Source organism: Actinomadura bangladeshensis, assembly GCF_004348335.1.
In the GTDB taxonomy this organism is placed as follows: domain Bacteria; phylum Actinomycetota; class Actinomycetes; order Streptosporangiales; family Streptosporangiaceae; genus Spirillospora; species Spirillospora bangladeshensis.
The window spans coordinates 21,939-41,938 of record NZ_SMJW01000039.1 but is presented as its reverse complement, the minus strand read 5'-3'; the positions used below and the strand labels follow the sequence as shown (position 1 = coordinate 41,938).

The 20,000-nt window shown below is 73.5% G+C and carries 21 protein-coding genes and 1 pseudogene; 14 read left to right on the top strand and 8 right to left on the bottom strand.

The window, feature by feature from the left end:
* The 4 genes and pseudogenes from E1284_RS41355 to E1284_RS10580 form a co-directional block, all read left to right on the top strand.
* Window positions 1-295: pseudogene (locus tag E1284_RS41355) on the top strand (hypothetical protein); the annotation flags it as partial.
* Window positions 292-1,431, top strand: coding sequence for a sigma-E factor regulatory protein RseB domain-containing protein (locus E1284_RS10590; protein WP_243714390.1), 1,140 nt, complete (start codon window positions 292-294; stop codon window positions 1,429-1,431). The pseudogene E1284_RS41355 and the gene E1284_RS10590, both read left to right, overlap by 4 nt.
* A gap of 103 nt (window positions 1,432-1,534) precedes the next feature.
* Window positions 1,535-3,322: a S1C family serine protease gene (locus E1284_RS10585; RefSeq protein WP_131938849.1), complete on the top strand. Its 1,788-nt coding sequence runs from the start codon at window positions 1,535-1,537 to the stop codon at window positions 3,320-3,322.
* Window positions 3,323-3,420: 98 nt separating this feature from the next.
* A complete protein-coding gene (locus tag E1284_RS10580; RefSeq protein WP_131938848.1) occupies window positions 3,421-3,783 on the top strand; it encodes a sec-independent translocase in 363 nt (120 codons plus the stop codon).
* A gap of 206 nt (window positions 3,784-3,989) precedes the next feature.
* Here the strand turns inward: E1284_RS10580 and E1284_RS10575 are convergent, their stop codons facing one another.
* Window positions 3,990-5,129 (bottom strand): Mrp/NBP35 family ATP-binding protein, encoded by a 1,140-nt coding sequence (locus tag E1284_RS10575; protein WP_131938847.1) that lies wholly within the window; start codon window positions 5,127-5,129, stop codon window positions 3,990-3,992.
* A 110-nt stretch (window positions 5,130-5,239) separates the two neighbouring features.
* On the opposite strand from E1284_RS10575, the gene E1284_RS10570 reads away from it, so the two are divergent.
* Window positions 5,240-5,695: a MarR family winged helix-turn-helix transcriptional regulator gene (locus E1284_RS10570; RefSeq protein WP_131938846.1), complete on the top strand. Its 456-nt coding sequence runs from the start codon at window positions 5,240-5,242 to the stop codon at window positions 5,693-5,695.
* A gap of 11 nt (window positions 5,696-5,706) precedes the next feature.
* Here the strand turns inward: E1284_RS10570 and E1284_RS10565 are convergent, their stop codons facing one another.
* Together E1284_RS10565 and E1284_RS10560 are read right to left on the bottom strand one after the other, a co-directional pair.
* On the bottom strand, window positions 5,707-6,186 hold the full coding sequence (locus E1284_RS10565) for a DUF1003 domain-containing protein (protein WP_207923677.1): 480 nt from the start codon (window positions 6,184-6,186) through the stop codon (window positions 5,707-5,709).
* Between the two features lie 14 nt (window positions 6,187-6,200).
* Entirely contained in the window at window positions 6,201-7,499 is a 1,299-nt protein-coding gene (locus E1284_RS10560) for a magnesium transporter MgtE N-terminal domain-containing protein (RefSeq protein ID WP_131938844.1), read from the bottom strand.
* Window positions 7,500-7,600: 101 nt separating this feature from the next.
* On the opposite strand from E1284_RS10560, the gene E1284_RS10555 reads away from it, so the two are divergent.
* Complete coding sequence (locus E1284_RS10555; protein ID WP_207923676.1) at window positions 7,601-8,506, top strand: RNA polymerase sigma-70 factor; 906 nt, start codon at window positions 7,601-7,603, stop codon at window positions 8,504-8,506.
* A gap of 37 nt (window positions 8,507-8,543) precedes the next feature.
* Here E1284_RS10555 and E1284_RS10550 read toward each other — a convergent pair whose 3' ends face one another.
* Window positions 8,544-9,044: a hypothetical protein gene (locus tag E1284_RS10550; RefSeq protein ID WP_131938843.1), complete on the bottom strand. Its 501-nt coding sequence runs from the start codon at window positions 9,042-9,044 to the stop codon at window positions 8,544-8,546.
* 39 nt (window positions 9,045-9,083) lie between these two features.
* On the opposite strand from E1284_RS10550, the gene E1284_RS10545 reads away from it, so the two are divergent.
* Both E1284_RS10545 and E1284_RS10540 read left to right on the top strand, forming a co-directional pair.
* A complete protein-coding gene (locus E1284_RS10545) occupies window positions 9,084-10,022 on the top strand; it encodes an HpcH/HpaI aldolase/citrate lyase family protein (RefSeq protein WP_131938842.1) in 939 nt (312 codons plus the stop codon).
* A gap of 51 nt (window positions 10,023-10,073) precedes the next feature.
* Entirely contained in the window at window positions 10,074-11,453 is a 1,380-nt protein-coding gene (locus E1284_RS10540) for a CPBP family intramembrane glutamic endopeptidase (protein ID WP_131938841.1), read from the top strand.
* Here E1284_RS10540 and E1284_RS10535 read toward each other — a convergent pair.
* Window positions 11,431-11,820: an NUDIX hydrolase gene (locus tag E1284_RS10535; protein WP_131938840.1), complete on the bottom strand. Its 390-nt coding sequence runs from the start codon at window positions 11,818-11,820 to the stop codon at window positions 11,431-11,433. The genes E1284_RS10540 and E1284_RS10535 overlap by 23 nt on opposite strands.
* Window positions 11,821-11,917: 97 nt before the next feature.
* Here E1284_RS10535 and E1284_RS10530 point away from each other — a divergent pair, with 97 nt between their 5' ends.
* Genes E1284_RS10530 through E1284_RS10515 form a run of 4 tightly spaced genes read left to right on the top strand, consistent with a single transcriptional unit; the run spans window position 11,918 to window position 15,022 of the window.
* Window positions 11,918-12,565, top strand: coding sequence for a DUF6758 family protein (locus E1284_RS10530; RefSeq protein ID WP_131938839.1), 648 nt, complete (start codon window positions 11,918-11,920; stop codon window positions 12,563-12,565).
* A 13-nt stretch (window positions 12,566-12,578) separates the two neighbouring features.
* Complete coding sequence (locus E1284_RS10525) at window positions 12,579-13,457, top strand: PHP domain-containing protein (RefSeq protein WP_207923675.1); 879 nt, start codon at window positions 12,579-12,581, stop codon at window positions 13,455-13,457.
* A gap of 10 nt (window positions 13,458-13,467) precedes the next feature.
* The gene (locus tag E1284_RS10520) at window positions 13,468-14,175 is read left to right on the top strand and encodes an MBL fold metallo-hydrolase (RefSeq protein ID WP_131938838.1); all 708 of its coding nucleotides are present in this window, start codon (window positions 13,468-13,470) and stop codon (window positions 14,173-14,175) included.
* A gap of 10 nt (window positions 14,176-14,185) precedes the next feature.
* A complete protein-coding gene (locus E1284_RS10515) occupies window positions 14,186-15,022 on the top strand; it encodes a RecB family exonuclease (RefSeq protein WP_131938837.1) in 837 nt (278 codons plus the stop codon).
* Window positions 15,023-15,054: 32 nt separating this feature from the next.
* Here the strand turns inward: E1284_RS10515 and E1284_RS10510 are convergent, their stop codons facing one another.
* The 3 genes from E1284_RS10510 to E1284_RS10500 all read right to left on the bottom strand — a co-directional run bounded on the left by E1284_RS10510 (window position 15,055) and on the right by E1284_RS10500 (window position 16,604).
* Window positions 15,055-15,963: an oxygenase MpaB family protein gene (locus tag E1284_RS10510; protein ID WP_131938836.1), complete on the bottom strand. Its 909-nt coding sequence runs from the start codon at window positions 15,961-15,963 to the stop codon at window positions 15,055-15,057.
* Between the two features lie 144 nt (window positions 15,964-16,107).
* The gene (locus E1284_RS10505; protein WP_131938835.1) at window positions 16,108-16,404 is read right to left on the bottom strand and encodes a hypothetical protein; all 297 of its coding nucleotides are present in this window, start codon (window positions 16,402-16,404) and stop codon (window positions 16,108-16,110) included.
* A gap of 5 nt (window positions 16,405-16,409) precedes the next feature.
* Window positions 16,410-16,604, bottom strand: a complete 195-nt coding sequence (locus tag E1284_RS10500) for a DUF1059 domain-containing protein (protein ID WP_131938834.1) — start codon at window positions 16,602-16,604, stop codon at window positions 16,410-16,412.
* A 110-nt stretch (window positions 16,605-16,714) separates the two neighbouring features.
* On the opposite strand from E1284_RS10500, the gene E1284_RS10495 reads away from it, so the two are divergent.
* Window positions 16,715-18,295: an FAD-binding oxidoreductase gene (locus E1284_RS10495; RefSeq protein WP_131938833.1), complete on the top strand. Its 1,581-nt coding sequence runs from the start codon at window positions 16,715-16,717 to the stop codon at window positions 18,293-18,295.
* Window positions 18,296-18,668: 373 nt separating this feature from the next.
* Window positions 18,669-19,994 (top strand): metal-dependent hydrolase family protein, encoded by a 1,326-nt coding sequence (locus E1284_RS10490; protein WP_243714389.1) that lies wholly within the window; start codon window positions 18,669-18,671, stop codon window positions 19,992-19,994.
* Window positions 19,995-20,000: the final 6 nt, after the last annotated feature.

Below are 20,000 nucleotides of genomic sequence, written 5' to 3'. Positions count from 1 at the left end.
GGCCCGCCCGGTGCGGACGGCTCCCGCCGCGCGCCCGCGCGACAACCGCCCGGCCGGGCACGCCGCCGCCGTCCAGGTCGGCCCCCGGCGCCGCGTGCTGGCCGTCGGCGCCGCCACGCTCGTCCTCGGCCTGGGCACCGCCTCCTACATCGCCGGCGGGCGCCAGGACGCGCCGACCGTCACGCCGGCCTTCGACCGGTTCGCCGTCGAGCACGCGCTGACCTCCGGGGACGCGCCGATGACCGACCCGCTCACCGACCCGGTCTACCAGGTCCAGGTCTCCCCGGGCCCGTGAGCGTGCCCGCGCCGGCCCGGACCGGCGTGCTCGGGAGGTGGCGGAACCGGCGGGGCGCCCTGCTGGTCGGCGGCATCGCGGGCGCGCTCGCCATCGCCGGGCTGCTGGCCGGAGATCCGGCCGCGGCGCGCCGCGTGAGCAGCGACCCGGGCGCCGTGGGGCTGCTGCGCGCCGCCGCCGACGCCGCCCAGCGCGTCCCGTACCAGGGCCGGCGGTTCCTCACCACGTGGAACCGGAGCCGGTCCGCCACGTCCCGGGTGACCGTGTCCCACCGGCCCGGCGAGGGCATCCGCTACCGGTCGGGGACCGGCGGGACCGGGTACCGGGCCGAGTCCGCCGCCGGCGACACCACCGGCTTCACCTCCGAGACCCTCGCGCTGCTGACCCGCAACTACTCGGTGGTCCGCGCGGCGGACGCGGCGGTCTGCGGCCGCCCGGCCCGCGTCGTCGAGGCCCGCCGCCCGGACGGCAGCCCCGCCGGGCGCTTCTGGATCGACCGCGAGACGGGGCTGATGCTGCACCGCGAGCTGATCGACGCCACCGGCCGGCCCGTGGTCGTCACCGGGTTCAGCGAGATCAGCTTCACCGCGCCGCCGGCGGAGCCGGTCGTGCTCGGCCAGCCCCGGGGCGGGCTGCTGCGCTTCCCCGGGTCCAGCGCGGGCGGAGCCGTCGACGGGGCCGCCCCCGGGTCCGCTTCGGGCGCGTGGGGCGAGCGGCTGGACGGTGCCGGGATCGCCGGGCTGCGCGACCGCGGCTGGCCCGTCCCGGCGGACCTGCCCGGCCGCCTCACGCTCTACGACGTGCGCCGCGAGGGGGACGGCGGTGCCGTCCACCTCAGCTACTCCGACGGCCTCGCCGCCGTCTCGGTGTTCGTGCAGCGCGGCGGCCTCGACGAGCGCGGGCTGGCCGGCTGGCAGAAGACCGTCCGCCGGGGCCGGACGGTGTACCGCCGGGAGGCGCTGCGGCGCTGGGCCGTCTCCGCCGGGCGGGGCTACGTCTACACGGTCCTGACGGACGCCCCGCAGAGCACGGCGGACGCGGTCGCCGTGAACATGCCGCGCGGCTCCGACACGTTCTGGAGCAGGCTGGCGCGGGGCGCCCGCCGCCTGGCCTCGGCGGCGAACCCGTCCGACTGACCGAAGGTGAGCGCGCGGTGCGGGAGGTCTTATGCTCGCCACATGCCTTGAGGGGCAGCATGAGCACGGATGACGAGGACCATGCTCGGTAGGAGAGATGGGGATGACGGAAGACAACCGCGGGCCGGTGGGGGCACCGGCGGAGGACGACGAGGTCGCCTCCGGCCGGGAGCCTGAACGGCAGGAGGCGGCTCCTCCCGAGACGGTGACCGACCGGGAGATCCCGGCGGCGCAGCCCGCGGACGACCCCGAGCCGGGGGCGGCGCCGGAGGCCGGCGACGACCCGCGCCCGGCGGACGGCCCGCGGGACGCCCGGGAGCCGAACGAGGGCGACCGCCTGGTGGCCGGCGGGTTCGCCCCGCCGGACTCGCTCGGCAGCCCGCCCGACACCAGTGAGGACGTGCCGTTCCAGGGGGCCGCGGCCGGGATGGGGCCGCAGGAGGTGCCGCTGCAGGACGTCCCGCCGCGCGACATGCCGCAGCCCCCGCCGCCCGTCCCGCTCGACAAGCCCGCCGTGGACGACGACCGTCCGCGCCCCGGCTTCGTCCCGCACAACCAGGACCCGCGCCTCGCGCAGGGCGGACCGGCCGGCGGCTGGCCGCACCAGTCCCACCAGGGCCCGCCGCCGCCTCCGGGCGCCCGGCCGGCGATGGCGCCGCCGCCCGCGCCGCCGGGCCCGCCGCCCGGCGGCCCCGGCCCCCGCCCGATGGCCGGCTACGGCATGCCGCCCGGCGGCACCGGCCCGAACTGGGCGCCGGTGCCCGCGATGCCGCCGTCCTCGCGCGGCGGGCCCGGCCTCGGGCTGCTCGCCGTCGTCGCACTGATCGTCGCGCTGGTGGCGGGCGCGCTCGGCGCCGGGATCGGCGTCATCGCGACCAACAACGACGACAACGGCGGCTCGGTGAGCCTCGGCGGCAGCAACAGCAGCGACAGCAAGGTGCAGAGCCGCCCGCCGGACTCCGTCGCGGGCGTCGCGCAGCGCGTGCTGCCGAGCGTCGTGATGATCCGCGTGCAGTCCGCGCAGGGAGAGGTCGGCGGTACCGGCTTCATCGTCAACGGCGGCTACGTCATCACCAACAACCACGTCGTCGCGGGCGGCGGCGGGAACGGCCAGATACAGATCGTCTTCAACGACAAGAAGACGCTGCCCGCGACCGTCAAGGGCGCCGACCCGAGCTCGGACGTCGCCGTCCTCAAGCCGTCCGGCCAGCACTCGCTGCCGCCGCTGCCGATCGGCGACTCCAGCAAGATCGCCGTGGGCGACCCGGTGATCGCGATCGGCTCGCCGCTCGGCCTGCAGGGCTCGGTCACCACCGGCATCGTCAGCTCGCTGAACCGGGCCGTGCCGACGCAGGGCGAGGGCGGCGGCGACGCGTCCTACCTCAACGCGATCCAGACCGACGCGGCGATCAACCCCGGCAACTCCGGCGGCCCGCTGGTGGACGCGAAGGGCCGCGTCATCGGCATCAACACCGCCATCGCGACGCTCGGCGGCCAGTCGCTCGGCGGCGAGCAGCGCAGCGGCAGCATCGGCCTCGGCTTCGCGATCCCGATCAACCAGGGCAAGCGGGTCGCCGAGGAGATCATCCGCACCGGCAGCGTCCGGCAGGCCAAGCTCGGCGTCTTCCCGGACCCGCGCTACCAGGACGGCGGCGCCAAGATCATGACGCAGCAGGTCAACGGGCAGGACCCGGTGATCAAGGGCGGCCCGGCCGACAAGGCGGGGCTGAAGCCCGGCGACGTGATCACCAAGATCGACGACAAGCCGATCGAGGACGCCACCGACCTGATCGCGCAGATCCGCAGCCGCGCCCCGGGCGACCGCATCACGGTCACCTACGAGCGCGACGGCAGGGAGGGCACCGTCCAGCTGACGCTGGGCGCCGACTAGCACGCGGAGAGATCCGCAGGTCCGGTTCGTCCGGGCTCGGGATACGCTGAGGGGGCCGGTCCGCGCGGACCGGCCCCTGACGGCTTGTGGAGGACGGGTTGTTCGACGTCGGACTCGGTGAGATGGTGGTGCTCGTCGTCCTCGCCCTGGTCATCTTCGGGGACAAACTGCCGCAGGTCGCCGGGCAGGCGGGCCGCATGCTGCGGCAGTTCCGCCAGATGGCCGACAGCGCCAAGGCGGACCTCCAGGAGGGCCTCGGGCCGGAGTTCAAGGACTTCGACCTGAACGACCTCAACCCCAAGACGTTCGTCCGCAAGCACCTGTTGGAGGACGACGACACCCACCCGGCCGCCGCGAACACGAACGGCGCCGGCCTGTTCGACGACGAGCCCTCCTACGCCACCACGGCCGGCCGCCTCGAATCGGACGAGCCCCCGCCCTTCGACAGCGAAGCAACCTGACGAAGCGACCCAGCCCTGCTGGGGAGAACATCAGCCGGAACACGGGCAGGCACGCGGAGCGAGCTCTGCGAGCGCAGCGGGCATGCCCGGCGACGCAGGCGACCGCAGCGACGCCGCGCGTCCGTCGCGGGCGCGACAGACCGCAACGGCGGCGTGAGGATCGCCTGCGTCGTGACGGGGGTTCCAGGGGGTCGCCCCCCTGGGAGTCAGCGCCCCTTGGGGCTGATGCCGAGGGACATGCCGGCGAGGCCGCGGCTGCGGCCGCCGAGCTTGTCGGCGATGGTGCGCAGCTCCTTGGCGGCGCCCGCGTCGGGGTCGGACAGCACCAGCGGGACGCCGTTGTCGCCGCCCTCGCGCAGGCGCGGGTCGATCTGCACCTGGCCGAGCACGGGGACGCGGGTGCCGAGCGTCTTCGTCAGCGCGTCCGCGACCGTCTGGCCGCCGCCCTCGCCGAACAGGAACTGCTGCTCGCCGCAGTGCGGGCAGGACAGGTAGGACATGTTCTCGATCACGCCGACGACCTGCTGGTGCGTCTGCGCGGCGATCGCGCCGGCCCGCTCGGCCACCTCGGCGGCGGCCTGCTGCGGCGTGGTGACGACGAGGATCTCCGCGGACGGCAGCAGCTGCGCGACGGAGATCGCGATGTCGCCGGTGCCGGGCGGCAGGTCCATCAGCAGGATGTCGAGGTCGCCCCAGTACACGTCCGAGAGGAACTGCTGGAGCGCGCGGTGCAGCATCGGCCCGCGCCACACGACCGGCTGGTTCCCGGCGGTGAACATGCCGACCGAGATCACCTTCACGTCGTGCGCGGTCGGCGGGAGGATCATGTCCTCCACCTTGGTGGGCGAATGCTCCACGCCGAGCATCCGCGGCACCGAGTGGCCGTAGATGTCGGCGTCGACGACCCCGACCTTGCGGCCCTGCGCGGCCAGCGCGGCGGCGAGGTTCACCGTCACCGACGACTTGCCGACGCCGCCCTTGCCGCTCGCCACCGCGTACACCTTGGTCAGCGAGTTCGGCTTGGCGAACGGGATCTCCTTGGCGGGCTGCCCGCCGCGGAGCTTGGTCTGCAGGTCCTTGCGCTGCTCCTCGCTCATCACGTCCAGGTCGACCTGGACGGAGGCGACCCCGTCGAGTTTGGAGACGGCCTCCGTGACGCGTTTGGTGATGGTGTCCTTCATCGGACATCCGGCCACGGTCAGGTAGACGCCGACACGGACGGAGCCGTCCGAGGCGATGTCGACGCTCTTGACCATGTCGAGCTCGGTGATGGGCTTGTGGATCTCAGGATCGTTCACCGTGGCGAGAGCCTCGGTCACCCGCTCGGTCGTCAACTGGGAGGCCATGCGTCCATGGTATGAACCCCGAGGGCGTACCCGTTAATCAGGGTGTCGGTCCTCACATGTCGCGTGCGTCTCCATCGCGCCGGCGGCCCGCCCGCCGTACCATCGGTCCGGTGACCACCGGTATCCTCCCGGCCGCCGAGCCGGCCGTCCGGCGGACGATGCTGCGCGCCCAGGCGCAGCTCTCCCGCCGCCTGCAGGCGGACCTGGCGGCCCGGCACGACCTCGCGCTCGGCTCCTACGAGGTGCTCATGCACCTCGGCGAGGCGGCGGGCGGGCGGCTGCGGATGAACGACCTCGCCGACCGGGTCCTGCTGTCGCGCAGCGGGCTGACCCGGCTCGTCGACCGGCTGCAGCGCGACGGGCTGGTGGTCCGGCAGTCCTGCGCGGACGACGCCCGCGGCCTGTACGCGGCGCTGACCGCCGCCGGGCGGGAGCGGCTCGCCGAGGCCGCCCCGACCTACCGGCAGGGCGTCCAGGACCACCTGCTCAGCCGGCTGGACGAGGCCGACCTGCGCGCCCTCGGGCGGATCCTCGACAAGCTCGCCGACGAGAACGCCCCCGCCTGAGGGCCCTACCGCTACGGGGCGGGCTCCTTCGCGTCCAGGTCCTTGATGATCTGCTGGAGCTCCGAGCGCAGGAAGTCGCGGGTGACGACCTCGCTCAGCGCCACCCGCAGCCCGGCGATCTCCCGGGTCAGGTACTCGGTGTCGGCGATGCTGCGGTCGCCGCGGGCCCGGTCCTGCTCGTACTGGACGCGGTCCCGGTCGTCCTGCCGGTTCTGCGCGAGCAGGATCAGCGGCGCCGCGTAGGACGCCTGCAGCGACAGCATCAGCGTCAGGAAGATGAACGGGTACGGGTCGAACCGCAGCGCGGCGGGCGCCGCCAGGTTCCACACGATCCACACCGCCACGAACACGGTCATGTAGACGATGAACCTGGCGGTGCCGAGGAACCGCGCGATGCGCTCCGACAGCCGCCCGAACGACTCCGGGTCGTAGTGGATCCGCGGCAGCAGCGTCCGGCGGACCTCCCTCGGCTGGTCCAGGCGCGCGGTCATCGGCCGTGTCGTCATCATGTCGTCCCCCGCAGAGCCTCTTCCTCGGGATCGGCGGACTCCTCGGCGGCGGCGTCCATCACCGCCTCCCGCCAGTCCTCGGGCAGCAGATGGTCGAGGACGTCGTCGATCGTCACCGAGCCGAGCAGGTGCCCGTTCTCGTCCACGACCGCGCCCGCGACGAGGTTGTAGGTGGCCAGGAACATCGCGACGGCCTCCAGCGACATGGTCGGCCGCAGCGGGTCCAGTTCGGTGTCCACGATGCCGCTGACCAGCGTCGGCGGCGGCTCGCGCAGCAGCTTCTGGAAGTGCACCGTGCCGAGGTACTGGCCGGTCGGCGTCGCGGTCGGCGGCCGGCACACGTACACCTGCGCGGCGAGCGCCGGGTTCAGGTCGGGGCGGCGGATCAGCGCGAGCGCCTCGGCGACCGTCGCGTCCGGCGCGACGATCACCGGGTCGGTGGTCATCAGCCCGCCCGCCGAGTGGTCGGGGTAGGTGAGCAGCCGCCGCACCGGCGCCGCGTCCTGCGGCTCCATCAGCGTCAGCAGCCGCTCGCGCTGCTCGGTCGGCAGCTCCCCGAGCAGGTCGGCGGCGTCGTCGGGGCCCATCACCTCCAGGACGTCGGCGGCCCGCTCCACGCTCAGCTTGCCGAGGATCTCGATCTGGTCGTCCTCGGGCAGCTCCTCCAGGACGTCGGCGAGCCGCTCGTCGTCCAGCGCCGCCGCGACCTCGGTGCGCCGCTTCTCCGGCAGCTCGTGGACGATGTTGGCGAGGTCGGCGGCCTTCATCCGCTCGAACGCGGCGATCAGCCCGGCCGCGCCCTGCCCGAGCTCGACGGCGGAGAAGCCCTCCACGTCGTCCCAGTCGACGACGAGGCTCTCCCCGCGCTTGCGCAGCGCGCGTCCCGTCCGGCGGCGGACGGCGACCTTGCCGACCAGCCAGTCGCGGGTGCGGGTCGGCTCCATCGCGACGTCCACGACGGAGACGGGCTCGCCGGAGTCGCGGAACCGGATCGTCCGGTCCAGCATCTCCGCGATGACGAGCGTCTCGGACTCGCGCTTCTGGAAGCGCCGCACGTTGAGCCGCCCGTCGAAGATGATCGCGTCCGCCTCGATCACCGTCACCCGGGTGATCGGCAGGAACACCGCCCGCCGCGACGCGACCTCCACCACCAGCCCGAGCACCCGCGGCGGGCGCGGCGCCAGCCGCAGCGCGACCACGACGTCGCGGACCCTGCCGACCTGGTCACCGGCGGGGTCGAACACCGCGATGCCCGCCAGCCGGGCGATGAACACCCGTGTCGGTGCCGCACTCATGGTCCGGACACTACCCATGATCGACCGGCTGATCCGGGGTCACATCGGACTCTTCGGGCGGAGCATGTCACATTCCCCGCGGGTGCCCCGTCCTAGCGGGCATGAAAGGGTTGACGACGATGACCGACGCCTTCGAGGAACACCGGAACCTGCTGTTCGCGGTGGCCTACCGGATGCTGGGCACGGCCGCCGACGCGGAGGACGCCGTGCAGGACGCGTGGCTGCGCTGGTCCTCCGGCGACCGGTCGGGGGTGGCCGACCCGAAGGCCTACCTCGTCCGGATCACCACCAACGTCGCGCTCGACCGGCTGCGCTCGGCGCAGGCCCGGCGCGAGACCTATGTCGGGCCGTGGCTGCCGGAGCCGATGCTGACCAGCCCGGACGTCGCCGAGGACGCCGAGCTGTCGGAGTCGGTGTCGATCGCGATGATGGTCGTCCTGGAGACGCTGAGCCCGCTGGAGCGCGCCGTCTTCGTCCTCAAGGAGGTCTTCGGCTACCCGTACGCGGAGATCGCGTCGGCGCTGGACCGGTCGGAGGCGTCCGTGCGGCAGCTCGGCACCCGCGCCCGCAAGCACGTGGAGGCGCGCCGCCCCCGCTTCGAGGCGGACGGCGCCGAGCGGCGCGCCGCGACCGAGCGGTTCCTGGACGCGGTCCTCGGCGGCGACATCAACCGGCTCATGGAGGTCCTCGCCCCCGACGTCGCACTGTGGTCGGACGGCGGCGGCAAGGTCCGCGCCCCGCGCCGGGCGATCTTCGGCGCCGGCAAGGTGGGCCGCTTCCTCGCCGGCATCAGCGGCGTGACCTACCAGGGCGTCGAGCCGTCCGCGATGCGGTTCGAGCGCGTCGAGATCAACGGCGAGCCGGCGATCGTGGTGGCCGGCCCGGACGGCCCGATCAGCGCCGTCACCGTCGACATCGACCCGTCCGGCCAGGTCCAGACGATCCACCTGGTCGCCAATCCGGACAAGCTGCGCGCTCTCGCGGAGGGCCGCCGGCTCCCGATGTAGCCGGCGCCCCGGCGTTCGGGCTAGCGGTCGGCTCGGGCTAGCGGTCGGCTCGGCGGCGCTTGCCGCCGAGCATCCGCGGCGGCGGGCCGGCGGTGGTCGCCGGGGTCGGCACCGGGCGGACGGCCGCGTACTCCTCGTCCGCCGCCACGACCTCTTCCAGCGGGGTCAGCCGGACGATCCACGACTCGGTCGCCCACGTCTCCACCTGGCCCTCGTGGGTGCGGGCGTTGAGGCGCTCCTTGGCGAGGACGGGCGTCACGGCGTCCCACAGCCCGGTGCCCGGCTCGACCACCTGCACGCCGGCGGTGAACGAGAGGAGCCGTCCGCCCTTGTCCTTGCTGCGGAGGATCACCGTCACCCGCGCGGACTCGGCCAGCCCCGGCAGCGGCTGCTCGCCCTCGCCTCCGGTCAGCACGTAGGCGGAGCCGTCGTGCCACACGTGCCAGGCGGCCCGCGGCTGCGGGAGGCCGGGCAGGTCCAGCCACAGCAGCCCCGACTTCTTGGCCGCCTCCTCCACCAGCGCCCCGTTCAGACCCATGTCCGAAGGGTCTCACATCGGCTGGATAGCATCCGGGCCATGCGCTCTCGACGTACCACCCTCGCCGTCCCGGGCAGCAACCCGCGCTTCATCGAGAAGGCGCAGGGCCTGCCCGCCGATGAGATCTTCCTCGATCTGGAGGACGCCGTCGCGCCGTCCGCCAAACAGGACGCCCGCAAAACCGTCGCCGCGGCGCTGAACGAGGGCGACTGGTCCGGCAAGACCAGGGTGGTGCGCGTCAACGACCTCGACACGCAGTGGGCGTACCGGGACGTGATCGAGGTCGCCGAGGCCGCCGGTGCGAACCTGGACGCGATCATGCTGCCGAAGGTGTCGGACGCCGCGCACGTCCAGTGGCTCGACCGGCTCCTCACCCAGATCGAGCGGGCGACGGGCCTGCCGGTGGGCCGCATCGGCATCGAGGCCCAGATCGAGAACGCCCAGGGGCTGACCAACATCGACGCGATCGCCGCGTCGTCGCCCCGGCTGGAGGCCCTCGTGCTCGGGCCGGGCGACCTCATGGCGTCGCTCAACATGAAGACCCTGGTCGTCGGCGAGCAGCCGCCCGGCTACACCGAGGGCGACGCCTACCACCACATCCTCATGCGGATCCTGATCGCCGCCCGCGCCCACGACCTGCAGGCCGTCGACGGGCCCTACTTCAACGTCCGGGACGTGGACGCGTTCACGCGGGTCGCGCGGCGCTCGGCCGCCCTCGGCTTCGACGGCAAGTGGGTGCTGCACCCGTCGCAGATCGACGCGGGGAACGCGGTGTTCTCCCCGTCCCAGGAGGACTACGACCACGCCGAGCTGATCCTGGACGCCTACGAGCGGTCCGTGCGCGAGGGACGCGGCGCCGCCACCCTCGGCGACGAGATGATCGACGAGGCGTCCCGCAAGATGGCGCTCGTCATCGCCGCCAAGGGCCGCGCCGCCGGGCTGGCCCGCACCGGGCGCCCCGACCCCCGCGGGCACTGACTGGCCGTACGATTCGTCCCACGGACGAAGGGTCCACGGGAGGGGTCGCACGTGTCAGAACCAGGGGAGAGCAGCGGCGGCTGGGCGCCGCCGGACGCCGCCGTCCCCGTCCCGGAACCCGGCCGCCCCGAGCAGCCGCAGCCCTACCCGCAGCCCTGGTATGCAGAGCCGCAGTACGCAGAGCCGCAGTACGCGCAGCCCCAGTATGAGCAGCCGGCGCAGCAGGCGCAGCCCTACGGCGGGGCCGGCCCGGAGCCGGAGTACGTGCCCGGGATGCCCTACTGGCCGGGGGCCCCCGCGCAGCCCGGCCCCTACTCGCAGGCCCCCTACGGGCCGGGACCGTACGGCCCCGGGTACGGGTACGGCATGCCGCCGGCCAAGCGGCCGTGGACGGTGCCCCCGCCGGAGGGGCGGCCCTACCACCAGGCGGCGCGGGACGAGGCGCACCGGTGGTGGCGCCCGCTGCTCGGCAGCCTGGTGCTCCTCGTCGGCGGGTTCGGGCTCGCGATCCCGCTGATGGCCGTGGGCATGATCGTCAACGCGCTGGTCACCGGGGACGCGCCGGACCCCACCGCGACCGACACCGACTCGCTCTTCGGCAACGACACGGCCGACCTCGCCTTCAACCTCGGGTCGCTCGCCCTGTTCCTGCCGGTCGCGCTGGGCGTGGCCTGGCTCGTCCAGCGGCGGCGGCCGGGCACGCTGTCCTCGGTCGCCGGACGGCTGCGGTGGCGCTGGATGCTGGTGTGCTGCGGCCTGGCGATCGCGTTCTGCGTCGTGTCCTACGGGACGTCGGTCGTGGCGGCCATCGCGATGGACGACCGCTCCGGCGCCGACGAGCACTGGGTCGGCTGGGGCCGGTTCCTGGCCCCCGCGATCGTGATCATCCTGCTGGTGCCGTTCCAGTCGGCGGCCGAGGAGTACGTCTTCCGCGGCTGGCTGCTCCAGGCCGTGGGCGCCTGCACGCTGGAGAACGCGCGGAGCCGGGTCGGGCGGGCCTTCAGCGCGGTGCTCCGCACCCCGTGGCCCGGGATCGTGCTCGGGTCGGCGCTGTTCACGGCCGGGCACGGCTACACGAGCTGGGGCATCCTCGACATCTTCCTGTTCGGTGCGATCGCGGCATGGCTGGCGGTCCGGACGGGCGGCCTGGAGTCGAGCATCGCGCTGCACGTGTTCAACAACCTGATGGCGTTCCTCCTCCCGGCGGCGGTCGGCAAGCTCGACATCGAGCAGGGCGGCGTGCCGTGGCAGGTCGTGGCGGCGGACGTCGTCCCGATGGCGCTCTACGCGGCCGTCGTCGTCCTGCTGGCGCGGCGCATGCGCGTTCAGCGCATCACCGCGGGCGGCGGCGTGCCGGTCGTCCCGGAACCGGAGCCGGAGCCGGTGCAGATGCCGGAGGACGCCGCCGTCACAGGACGCCCCACAGCCTGAGCGCGTCGACGAGGCCCGGCGTGAGCGGGAGGTCGCCGAGGGCGTCCGGCCGCACCCAGCGCGCGTCGGCGGCGTCGTCGCCCGCGCGGAGCGTCCCGCCGGTCACGGTGGCCGCGTAGTCGTGGATCTCGTAGGTGACGCCGCCCGGCCCGGCGCGCTCGACCGTCCCGGCGAGCGCGCCGACGGCGACGTCCAGGCCGGTCTCCTCCTTCAGTTCCCGCGCGACGGCGGCCGCGTCGTCCTCGCCGGGCTCGACCCGGCCGCCCGGTATCGACCACTGCCCCTCGCCCGGCGGGCGCCCGCGCCGGACGAGGAGCAGCCGCCCGTCGCCGTCGCGCACGATCCCGCCGACGCACCGCTTCCTCATGACCGCTTCTCCATGACCCCATTTTGTGCCCCCTTTCCCCGCGGGCCACCTGCCCGAACTTGACGATCCGGGACGTCGCCGCGCAGGGTGGGTAGTCATGAGGGCGGAGCCGATGTGCCCGCGCTGCGCGGGTCCGCTCAGCGCACCGGGACTCTGGTCCAGCGACTGGACGTGCGGCGTGCACGGCGCCGTGCTGCCGAGGCAGCCCTCCAAGCGTCCCGGCCCGGACGGGCTGGCCGCCGTGCTGCGCGACGCGAAGGTCCCCGTCTGGACGCCCTGGCCCCTTCCGCCGGCCTGGCTCGTCACGGGATTCGCCACGGTCGGGGACGACCGCACGGGCGCGCGGGCGACGGCCGTCGCCGTGTCCGGGCCGGGGCTCCTGCGCGGCCCCGCCGACATGGTGCTGATCGCCGAGGAGCCCGGCATCGGGCTCGGCGCCCACTACGCCGGGCTGGAGGGCTCCGACCCCGGCGACGCGTTCAACGGCGGCCCGCCGCACGTGAAGCTCGACGTGAGCGGCCCGGCGGCGACCTGCGGGCGCTCGGTCCCCATGTGGGCGGTCGGCGCCCGGCCCGACCGGGCCGTCTACGTGGGCGAGGCGATGGGCAACTGGCTGTGGGCGGTGCTGTGGCCCGCCGACGCCGGCGTCCTCATGCTGGAGAGCCAGAACCTCCTCGACCTGCGCGAACCCGGCATGGACCTCGATCTGCCCTACGGCGCCCACAGTCCGCGGCTCGACGACTGATACGGATCGGGCCATGCGAACCGACCTGCGAATCGACCTCCACTGCCACAGCGACGCCTCCGACGGGACCCGGCCGCCCGCCGAGCTCGTCGAGCGGGCGCGGGCGCGCGGCCTGGACGTGGTCGCGCTCACCGACCACGACACCGTCGCCGGCTGGGACGAGGCCGCGGGCGCCCTGCCGGAGGGCCTCACGCTCGTCCCCGGCATCGAGCTGTCCTGCCAGGAGGACGGCCGGAGCCTGCACATGCTCGGCTACCTGTTCGACCCGGAGCACCCGGCGCTCGCCGCCGAGCTGGCCCGGATCTGCGACGACCGGGTGATCAGGGCCCAGGGCATGGTGGACCTTCTCCGCGACCTCGGCGTGGACGTCACCTGGGGCATGGTCCGGGCGCTCGCTCGCGGCGAGGCGGTCGGCCGCCCGCACATCGCGGGCGCCATGGTGGAGGCCGGCGTGATCGGGACGGCGGACGAGGCGTTCACGTCCCAGTGGATCGCGCAGGGCGGCCGCGCCTACGTCGAGCGGTACGCGCCGGACCCCGAGCGCGCGATCGGGCTGGTCCGCGAGGCCGGGGGAGTGTGCGTGCTGGCGCATCCGCGGGCGCGCCGCCGCGGCTACGTGTTCGAGGACGAGGTGATCGAGCGGCTCGCCGCCGCCGGGCTCGCCGGGATCGAGGCCGACCATCCCGACCACGTCCCCGAGGACCGCGCCCGCCTGCACGGTCTCGCCGCCGCGCTCGGGCTCGCCGCGACCGGGTCCAGCGACGACCACGGCGAGCTGACCGGCGACCGGCTCGGTGCGGAGACCACCGCGCCGGAGGCGTTCGAGCGGCTCGCGGAGGCCGCGTCCGGCGGTGATCTCGGTGTGCCGGAACGGGAGCGCGAAGCACGGTAGGGTGCGTTGCGTGGACGCGCGCATCGAACAGGTGGTGACGTCGGGGACGCTCACCCTGGACGACACCGAGTACGACGTCGAGAACAACGCCTACATCGTCGGCGACGACGACGAGGTCATCGTGATCGACCCGGCCTACGACGCCGAGGCCATCCTCAAGGAGGTCGGCGACCGCGAGGTCATGGCCGTCATCCTGACCGACGGCAACGAGCACCACCTCAGCGTGGTGCTGGAGGTCGCCGCGGCCGGCGAGGAGGACGAGGACGACTGGGCCCCGATCGCGATGCACCGCGCCGACCGGCTGCTGTGGCGCGACTACTTCGGCCGCCTCGCCAAGGACGAGGAGGACGAGGACGACGCCAAGGCGCTCCGCTCCCTCGAACCCGACATCTGGCTGGAGGACGGCGGCGTCTTCGAGATCGGCGACGCGCAGCTGGAGATCGTGCACACCCCGGGCCACACGCCCGGCAGCGTCTGCGTGATCAGCGAGCAGCTCGGCACGCTGTTCTCCGGCGACACCCTGCACCGCGGCCGTCCCGGCTCGATCGGCGGCGTCTACGAGGACCTGCGCAAGCAGCTCAACTCGATCGGCGCGCTGCTGACCCCGCTGCCGAAGGAGCTGAAGGTGCTGCCCGCGCAGGGCGAGGAGACCACGGTCGGCGACGAGGACGCCCGCTGGGAGACCTGGGGTTCGCTCGCGAACGAGTCCGACGACTGAGCGGCCGGGCATGGAGCAGCTGGGCTTCGACGGGATGCCCCAGCGGCTGTACACGTGCACGCCGTCGCGGCTGAACACCTGGCTTGACTGCCCGCGCCGCTACCGGATGACCTACCTCGATCGTCCGATGCCGCCGAAGGGCCCGCCGTGGGCGCACAACAGCGTCGGCGCGAGCGTGCACAACGCGCTGGCGGGCTGGTGGCGGCTGCCCCTGGCGGAGCGCACGCCGGAGGCCGCCGGGCGGCTGCTCGTCCGGGGCTGGCTGACCGACGGCTTCCGGGACGAGGCGCAGTCGGCGCAGTGGCGCGAGCGGGCCCGGGAGATGACCGAGCGCTACGCCGCGGGCCTCGACCCGTCCGATGAGCCGCTCGGCGTCGAGCGGACGGTCGCGACGCGCACCGACCGGATCGCCGTGTCCGGCCGCATCGACCGCCTCGACGCGCGCGGCCCCGAACTCGTCGTCGTCGACTACAAGACGGGCCGGCACGTCCTGACCTCCGACGACGCCCGCGGCTCCCTCGCCCTGGCGATCTACGCGGTGGCGGCGTCCCGCGTCCTGCGCCGCCCGTGCCGCCGCGTCGAGCTGCACCATCTGCCGTCCGGCGAGGTCGCGGTGTGGGAGCACACCGAGGAGTCCCTCGCCCGGCACATGCGCCGCGCCGAGCAGATCGCCGCGGAGGCCGCCGCGGCCGACGAGGCGTACCGCTCGCACGGCCGGGCGGACGACGAGCTGTTCCCGCCGCGTCCCGGCACCCTCTGCGGATGGTGCGACTTCGCCCGCCACTGCCCCGAAGGGCAGGAGGCCGCCCCGCGCAAGGAGCCGTGGGCGGCCCTCCGCACCGACTAGACCGACTAGTCCGACTGGACCGACTGGATCGGCTAGGCCGAGGCGAGCGCCCGGCGGCCGGGCCAGCGGCGCGGGTCGCGGAGCCCGTACAGGCCCCTGCTGACGTCGTAGCCCTCGGCGGCGAGCCGCTGCCGGCTCCGTTCGAGCATGTCGCGGGTGTTCTTGGCGAAGGCGTAGTCGTGGACGCGCTCGGGCACCGAGTTCATCGCGAGCCGGAACGACTTCAGCGCGGCCGTCACCGCCGGCTGCGGCACCTCCGGCAGCGCCCCGTACATCGCGCGCGCCCAGTCCGGCAGCGAGTAGTAGCAGAGCGCCCCGAACGGGAAGTAGCCCGGCTTCCCGGGGGAGAGGAACTTGAGGTTGTCCGGCAGCGTCGGCCACATGAGGAACCGGACGGTCTCGGCCGCCTCCTCGGTGACCCGCAGCCGGGGCCGCATCTCGGCGAAGAACGCCTCCATCTCCGCGACGCTGCCGGGGACGTCCTCGGCGTGCAGCCCGACGAGCGTGGCCGACTTCCGCTGCTCGTCCAGGTACCGGTCGGCCATGGCGTCGGTCAGCGGCTGCCCGGCCCGCCGCGCCACCTCCAGGTAGGAGTAGACCTCCGCGCAGTGCACCCACAGCAGCAGTTCGGGCTGGTCGAGCCGCTCCCTCTTGCCGGTGTCGTGGTTGAGGATGCGCAGGCTCCGGTGGATCTCGCGCACCCGGAAGGCGGCCTTCTCGACCTCCTCCGGGCTGCCGAAGGTGCCGAGCCCGACGAAGTCGGACGTCCGCTGCAGCCGCCCGAACGGGTCCTCGCGGAAGTTCGAGTTCTGCCACACGCCCCACATCGCCATGGGGTGCAGTGCCTGCAGCATCAGGCTCCGCACCCCGCCGACCCACATGGACCGGTCGAGGTGGACGCGCCAGGTGACGCTCTCGGGCGGCTGGACGGTCGCGGACATGAACACCTCCATGAGACAAACTCATGTAAGTGTGTCATTACCTGCTCCCGCCCGCGACACCGCCCCCGCCCGGCCGCAGGGGGAGCCCGTGGTCAAGCCGCCGTGCCAGCGGACGCGTCGGCGTCCGCTGGCACGGCAGAGGTCTCACAGCACGTCGTCCCGCACGACCTCGAGGTTCATGAACTTCGGTCCGGTGCGGCACATCTCGTTGATCTGCTCGGCGATCTGCCGGGTCTCGGGCAGGTCGCTGTTGCGCATCGCCTCCTCATAGGAGGGGAACTCGACGATGTCCACGAAGTGGGACGGGTTCTCGCGGTCCCGGGTGTGGAACTCGTGCGTCGCGGTGCGCTTGCCCTCCGTCGCGGTCGCCCACTCGTCGAACAGCCCGTTCAGTTCGTCCTGGCGGTCGGTCTCATATTCGATGATCTGTAGGAAGGTCATATGCCTCAACCCCTGGCCATCGCCGGCTCGTCCTTGAGGTGGTCGCGGATCTCGTCCCGCAACTCCGGGGTGTCGTCGTGCCCGTGCACCGAGGCGGCGTGCTCCGCGGCGGCGCGGACGACCTCGTCCTCCTCACCGCTGATGGTGAGCGTGCACCCCATCTCGCTCGGCATGTCCCTGCAGTCGGCCACCTTGCGCATGGTTCCTCCTGACTGCCCGCCGCACCGCCATACCACTTTCCAGCCTAACCGGCTTCGCCGTGCTGAGGGGGCTCGACCGGGGAGGTGGGGAGAGGCATGATCGGGGCGTGATGGGAACGCGATCTTGGTGGGGTTGGGGCGATCTGGAGAGCGCGGTCGCGGGTGCCGAGCGGGCGGCGCTGGTCGGCCGGGTGGCCGCGCTGCTGCCCGGCGCAGGCCTGGTCGACCACGAACCTCCGCCGGTCGATGAGCTGGGGGTCCGGGCGCCGCGGATCGCGGCGCCGCCGTCCCTCGCCGTCCTCTGCTCCGGCGATGTGGCCGACCGGCTCGGCCACGCGCGCGGGAAGGCGTTCCGGGACGTGGTCCGCAACCTGCTCGGCGACGTGGGCGACGTCCCGGACCTGGTGGTCCGGCCGCGGGACGAGCGCGACGTGGTGGACGTCCTGGACTGGTGCACCGGCGCCGGGATCGCCGTCGTCCCCTACGGCGGCGGCAGTTCCGTCGTGGGCGGCGTCGAGCCCCGCGGCCTCGGGCCCGCGATCAGCCTCGACCTGGCCGGGCTCGCCGACGTGGTCGAGATCGACGCCGCCGCCAGGGCCGCCCGGATCCAGGCGGGCGTCTACGGCCCCGCCCTGGAGGACCGCCTGCGGCCGCACGGGCTCACACTGCGGCACTTCCCGCAGTCGTTCGAGTTCTCCACCCTCGGCGGATGGCTGGCGACGCGCTCGGGCGGCCACTATGCGACCGTGCTCACCCACATCGACGAGCTGGTCGAGTCCCTGCGGGTGGTGACACCGGCGGGGGTGAGCGAGTCGCTGCGGCTGCCGGGCTCGGGTGCGGGCCCGTCCCCCGACCGCCTGTTCCTGGGCTCGGAAGGCGCCCTCGGCATCATCACCGAGGCGTGGATGCGCCTGCAGGAGCGGCCCGAGTGGCGTGCGGGGGCGTCCGTCCTGTTCGCCCGCTACGACGACGCGGTCGCCGCGACCCGGGCGCTGGCGCAATCTGGGCTGAATCCGGCCAACTGTCGCCTGCTCGACCCGATGGAGGCGCTGCTGAACGCCGGTACCGACTCACCGGGTGGTGTTCTCGTGCTCGGCTTCGAATCCGCCGATCATCCGGTCGAGGCGGCCTTGGAACGGGCGCTGGAGCTGTGCCGCGACCATGGCGGACGGCCGCAGCCGCGTTCGGGTGCCCGCGACGCGTCCGACACCTGGCGTTCCGCGTTCCTGCGCATGCCCTACCAGCGTGACGCCCTGGCCGCCCACGGCATGATCGTGGAGACGTTCGAGACCGCCTGCACGTGGGGCGGCTTCCCCGCCCTGCGCGAGGCCGTCGTGTCGGCGGCGCAGGACGCGATGCGCGCGGTCGGCGCCGAAGGCGTGGTGACGTGCCGCTTCACCCACGTCTATCCCGACGGCCCCGCGCCCTATTTCGGTGTTTACGCCAGTGGCCGGTGGGGCTCCACCGTGACGCAATGGGACGAGATCAAAACGGCCGTGTCCGACGTGCTCTCGGCCCACGGAGCCACGATCACCCACCACCATGCCGTCGGCCGCGACCACCGCCCCTGGTACGACCGCCAACGCCCCGCCCCGTTCGCCGCCGCACTGCAAGCCGTGAAATCCGTACTGGACCCGGCCGCCATCCTCAACCCCGGAGTTCTCGTGGACGTCCCGGACCGCCGAACGTGATCCACACATCGAGCGGCAGATCAGGCCGCGTCAGCACGGCCCTGCGCTCCTCCGTCCAGGCGCCCGGAGCGATCGCCTCGGCAGCATGCCGCCAGAACCGTGCGGCGGCGGCGTTCTCGTCCTAAGAGGCGACTTGTTCGCGGTCGTGCTGGAACATCAGCCACAGCCGCTCAAGCACCGGACGGTCAGCGGCACCGGCGCGATGGATGGACGGTTCGGCCACAGGACTCCTCGCAAACTTTCCTGAAACGACGAAGAGCCTGGATATGGGGATCTGCAGTCGCGGCGGCACACCCGGTCACGCGTGGGGTAAGCCTTGGCAAATCCTCGGCGGTCGCCTGCTCGCGGTTGGTGCAGCGGGCACGAGGCGGGCGTGAGTGAACAGCGGCGCGCCGGGACGATCATGATCCGCGGTGTGCGGGTCTTCGACGGGGTGAGCGACCGGGTCCGGGCCGGGCACGTGGTGATCGACGGCACCAAGATCAAGGCCGTGGGGGACGGTGACCCGCCCGCCGGCGTCGCGGCGGCCATGGTCATCGACGGGCGCGGGGCGACGCTCATCCCCGGGCTCAGCGACGCCCACGTCCATCTCATCCTGGCCGGTGCCACGCAGGCCGAGCTGATGCTCGGCGGTGCGGGCCTCGGGTACCTCAAGGGCGCGGCCGAGGCCGAGGCGATGCTGATGCGCGGGTTCACGACCGTCCGCGACATGGCCGGCGACACCGGCGACCTGAAGCGCATGATCGACGCGGGCGCGCTGCCCGGCCCCCGGATCTACCCGAGCCAGGCCGGCCTGTCGCAGACCGGAGGGCACGGCGACTTCGGCATGGTCTACGACGTGCCGACCGCTCTCGGCGGGACCGCCACGCGCGCCGAGGAGCTCGGGCTCATGCGGATCGCCGACGGCCCGGCGCAGGTGCTCGCCGGCGTCCGCGAGCAGCTGAAGAAGGGCGCCTCCCAGATCAAGATGATGGCCGGGGGCGGTGTCGCCTCGGCCTACGACCATCTGGACGTCCTGCAGTACACGCCGGACGAGCTGCGCGCCGGGGTGCGGGCGGCGGCCGACTGGGGCACGTACGTGGCGGTCCACGTCTACACCGGCGCCGGCATCCGGCGGGCGGTCGAGGCGGGTGTCCAGGTGATCGAGCACGGGCAGCTGGCCGAGGAGGACGACGTCAGGTACATGGCCGACCACGACGTCCGGCTGTGCATCCAGCCGTTCGCCGAAGACGACCATGCCTACGCGGATCCGGCGTCGGCCGAGAAGAACCGGCAGGTGTGCGAGGGAGTGGAGCGCGTCTTCGGGTGGGCGGTGAAGTACGGCGTGCCGCTCGCGTTCGGCACCGACCTGATGCTCAACCCGGCAGTGAGCACCAGGCAGAGCGAAATGCTGACCCGCATGGCCGGACTGGCCGGTGGACCCGTCGCGGCGCTGAAAATCGCCACGTCCGGCAATGCCGAACTGTTCCGCATGTCCGGCCCGCGCGACCCGTACCAGATCCCGACCGCCGCCGACGCTGCCGCCTACGGCACCGGGCCGCATGTCGCCCACCTGGGCGTCATCGCCGAAGGCGCATGGGCCGACCTCCTCGTGGTCGACGGCGACCCCACCGCGGACCTGGAACTGCTCGCAGATCCGGCCAACCTGAAAGTCATCATCAAGGACGGCCGCATCTACAAGAACACCCTGGTCGGCTGATCGGGT

Bases quoted from the DNA above. Each gene is read 5' to 3' on its own strand.
- E1284_RS10555 (WP_207923676.1), top strand. From the start codon at position 7,601: ATGAAAGGGTTGACGACGATGACCGACGCCTTCGAGGAACACCGGAAC.
- E1284_RS10515 (WP_131938837.1), top strand. From the start codon at position 14,186: ATGGAGCAGCTGGGCTTCGACGGGATGCCCCAGCGGCTGTACACGTGC.
- E1284_RS10495 (WP_131938833.1), top strand. From the start codon at position 16,715: ATGGGAACGCGATCTTGGTGGGGTTGGGGCGATCTGGAGAGCGCGGTC.
- E1284_RS10535 (WP_131938840.1), bottom strand. From the start codon at position 11,820: ATGAGGAAGCGGTGCGTCGGCGGGATCGTGCGCGACGGCGACGGGCGG.
- E1284_RS10545 (WP_131938842.1), top strand. From the start codon at position 9,084: ATGCGCTCTCGACGTACCACCCTCGCCGTCCCGGGCAGCAACCCGCGC.
- E1284_RS10530 (WP_131938839.1), top strand. From the start codon at position 11,918: ATGAGGGCGGAGCCGATGTGCCCGCGCTGCGCGGGTCCGCTCAGCGCA.
- E1284_RS10565 (WP_207923677.1), bottom strand. From the start codon at position 6,186: ATGACCGCGCGCCTGGACCAGCCGAGGGAGGTCCGCCGGACGCTGCTG.
- E1284_RS10510 (WP_131938836.1), bottom strand. From the start codon at position 15,963: ATGTCCGCGACCGTCCAGCCGCCCGAGAGCGTCACCTGGCGCGTCCAC.
- E1284_RS10505 (WP_131938835.1), bottom strand. From the start codon at position 16,404: ATGACCTTCCTACAGATCATCGAATATGAGACCGACCGCCAGGACGAA.
- E1284_RS10585 (WP_131938849.1), top strand. From the start codon at position 1,535: ATGACGGAAGACAACCGCGGGCCGGTGGGGGCACCGGCGGAGGACGAC.
- E1284_RS10560 (WP_131938844.1), bottom strand. From the start codon at position 7,499: ATGAGTGCGGCACCGACACGGGTGTTCATCGCCCGGCTGGCGGGCATC.
- E1284_RS10575 (WP_131938847.1), bottom strand. From the start codon at position 5,129: ATGGCCTCCCAGTTGACGACCGAGCGGGTGACCGAGGCTCTCGCCACG.
- E1284_RS10500 (WP_131938834.1), bottom strand. From the start codon at position 16,604: ATGCGCAAGGTGGCCGACTGCAGGGACATGCCGAGCGAGATGGGGTGC.
- E1284_RS10550 (WP_131938843.1), bottom strand. From the start codon at position 9,044: ATGGGTCTGAACGGGGCGCTGGTGGAGGAGGCGGCCAAGAAGTCGGGG.
- E1284_RS10525 (WP_207923675.1), top strand. From the start codon at position 12,579: ATGCGAACCGACCTGCGAATCGACCTCCACTGCCACAGCGACGCCTCC.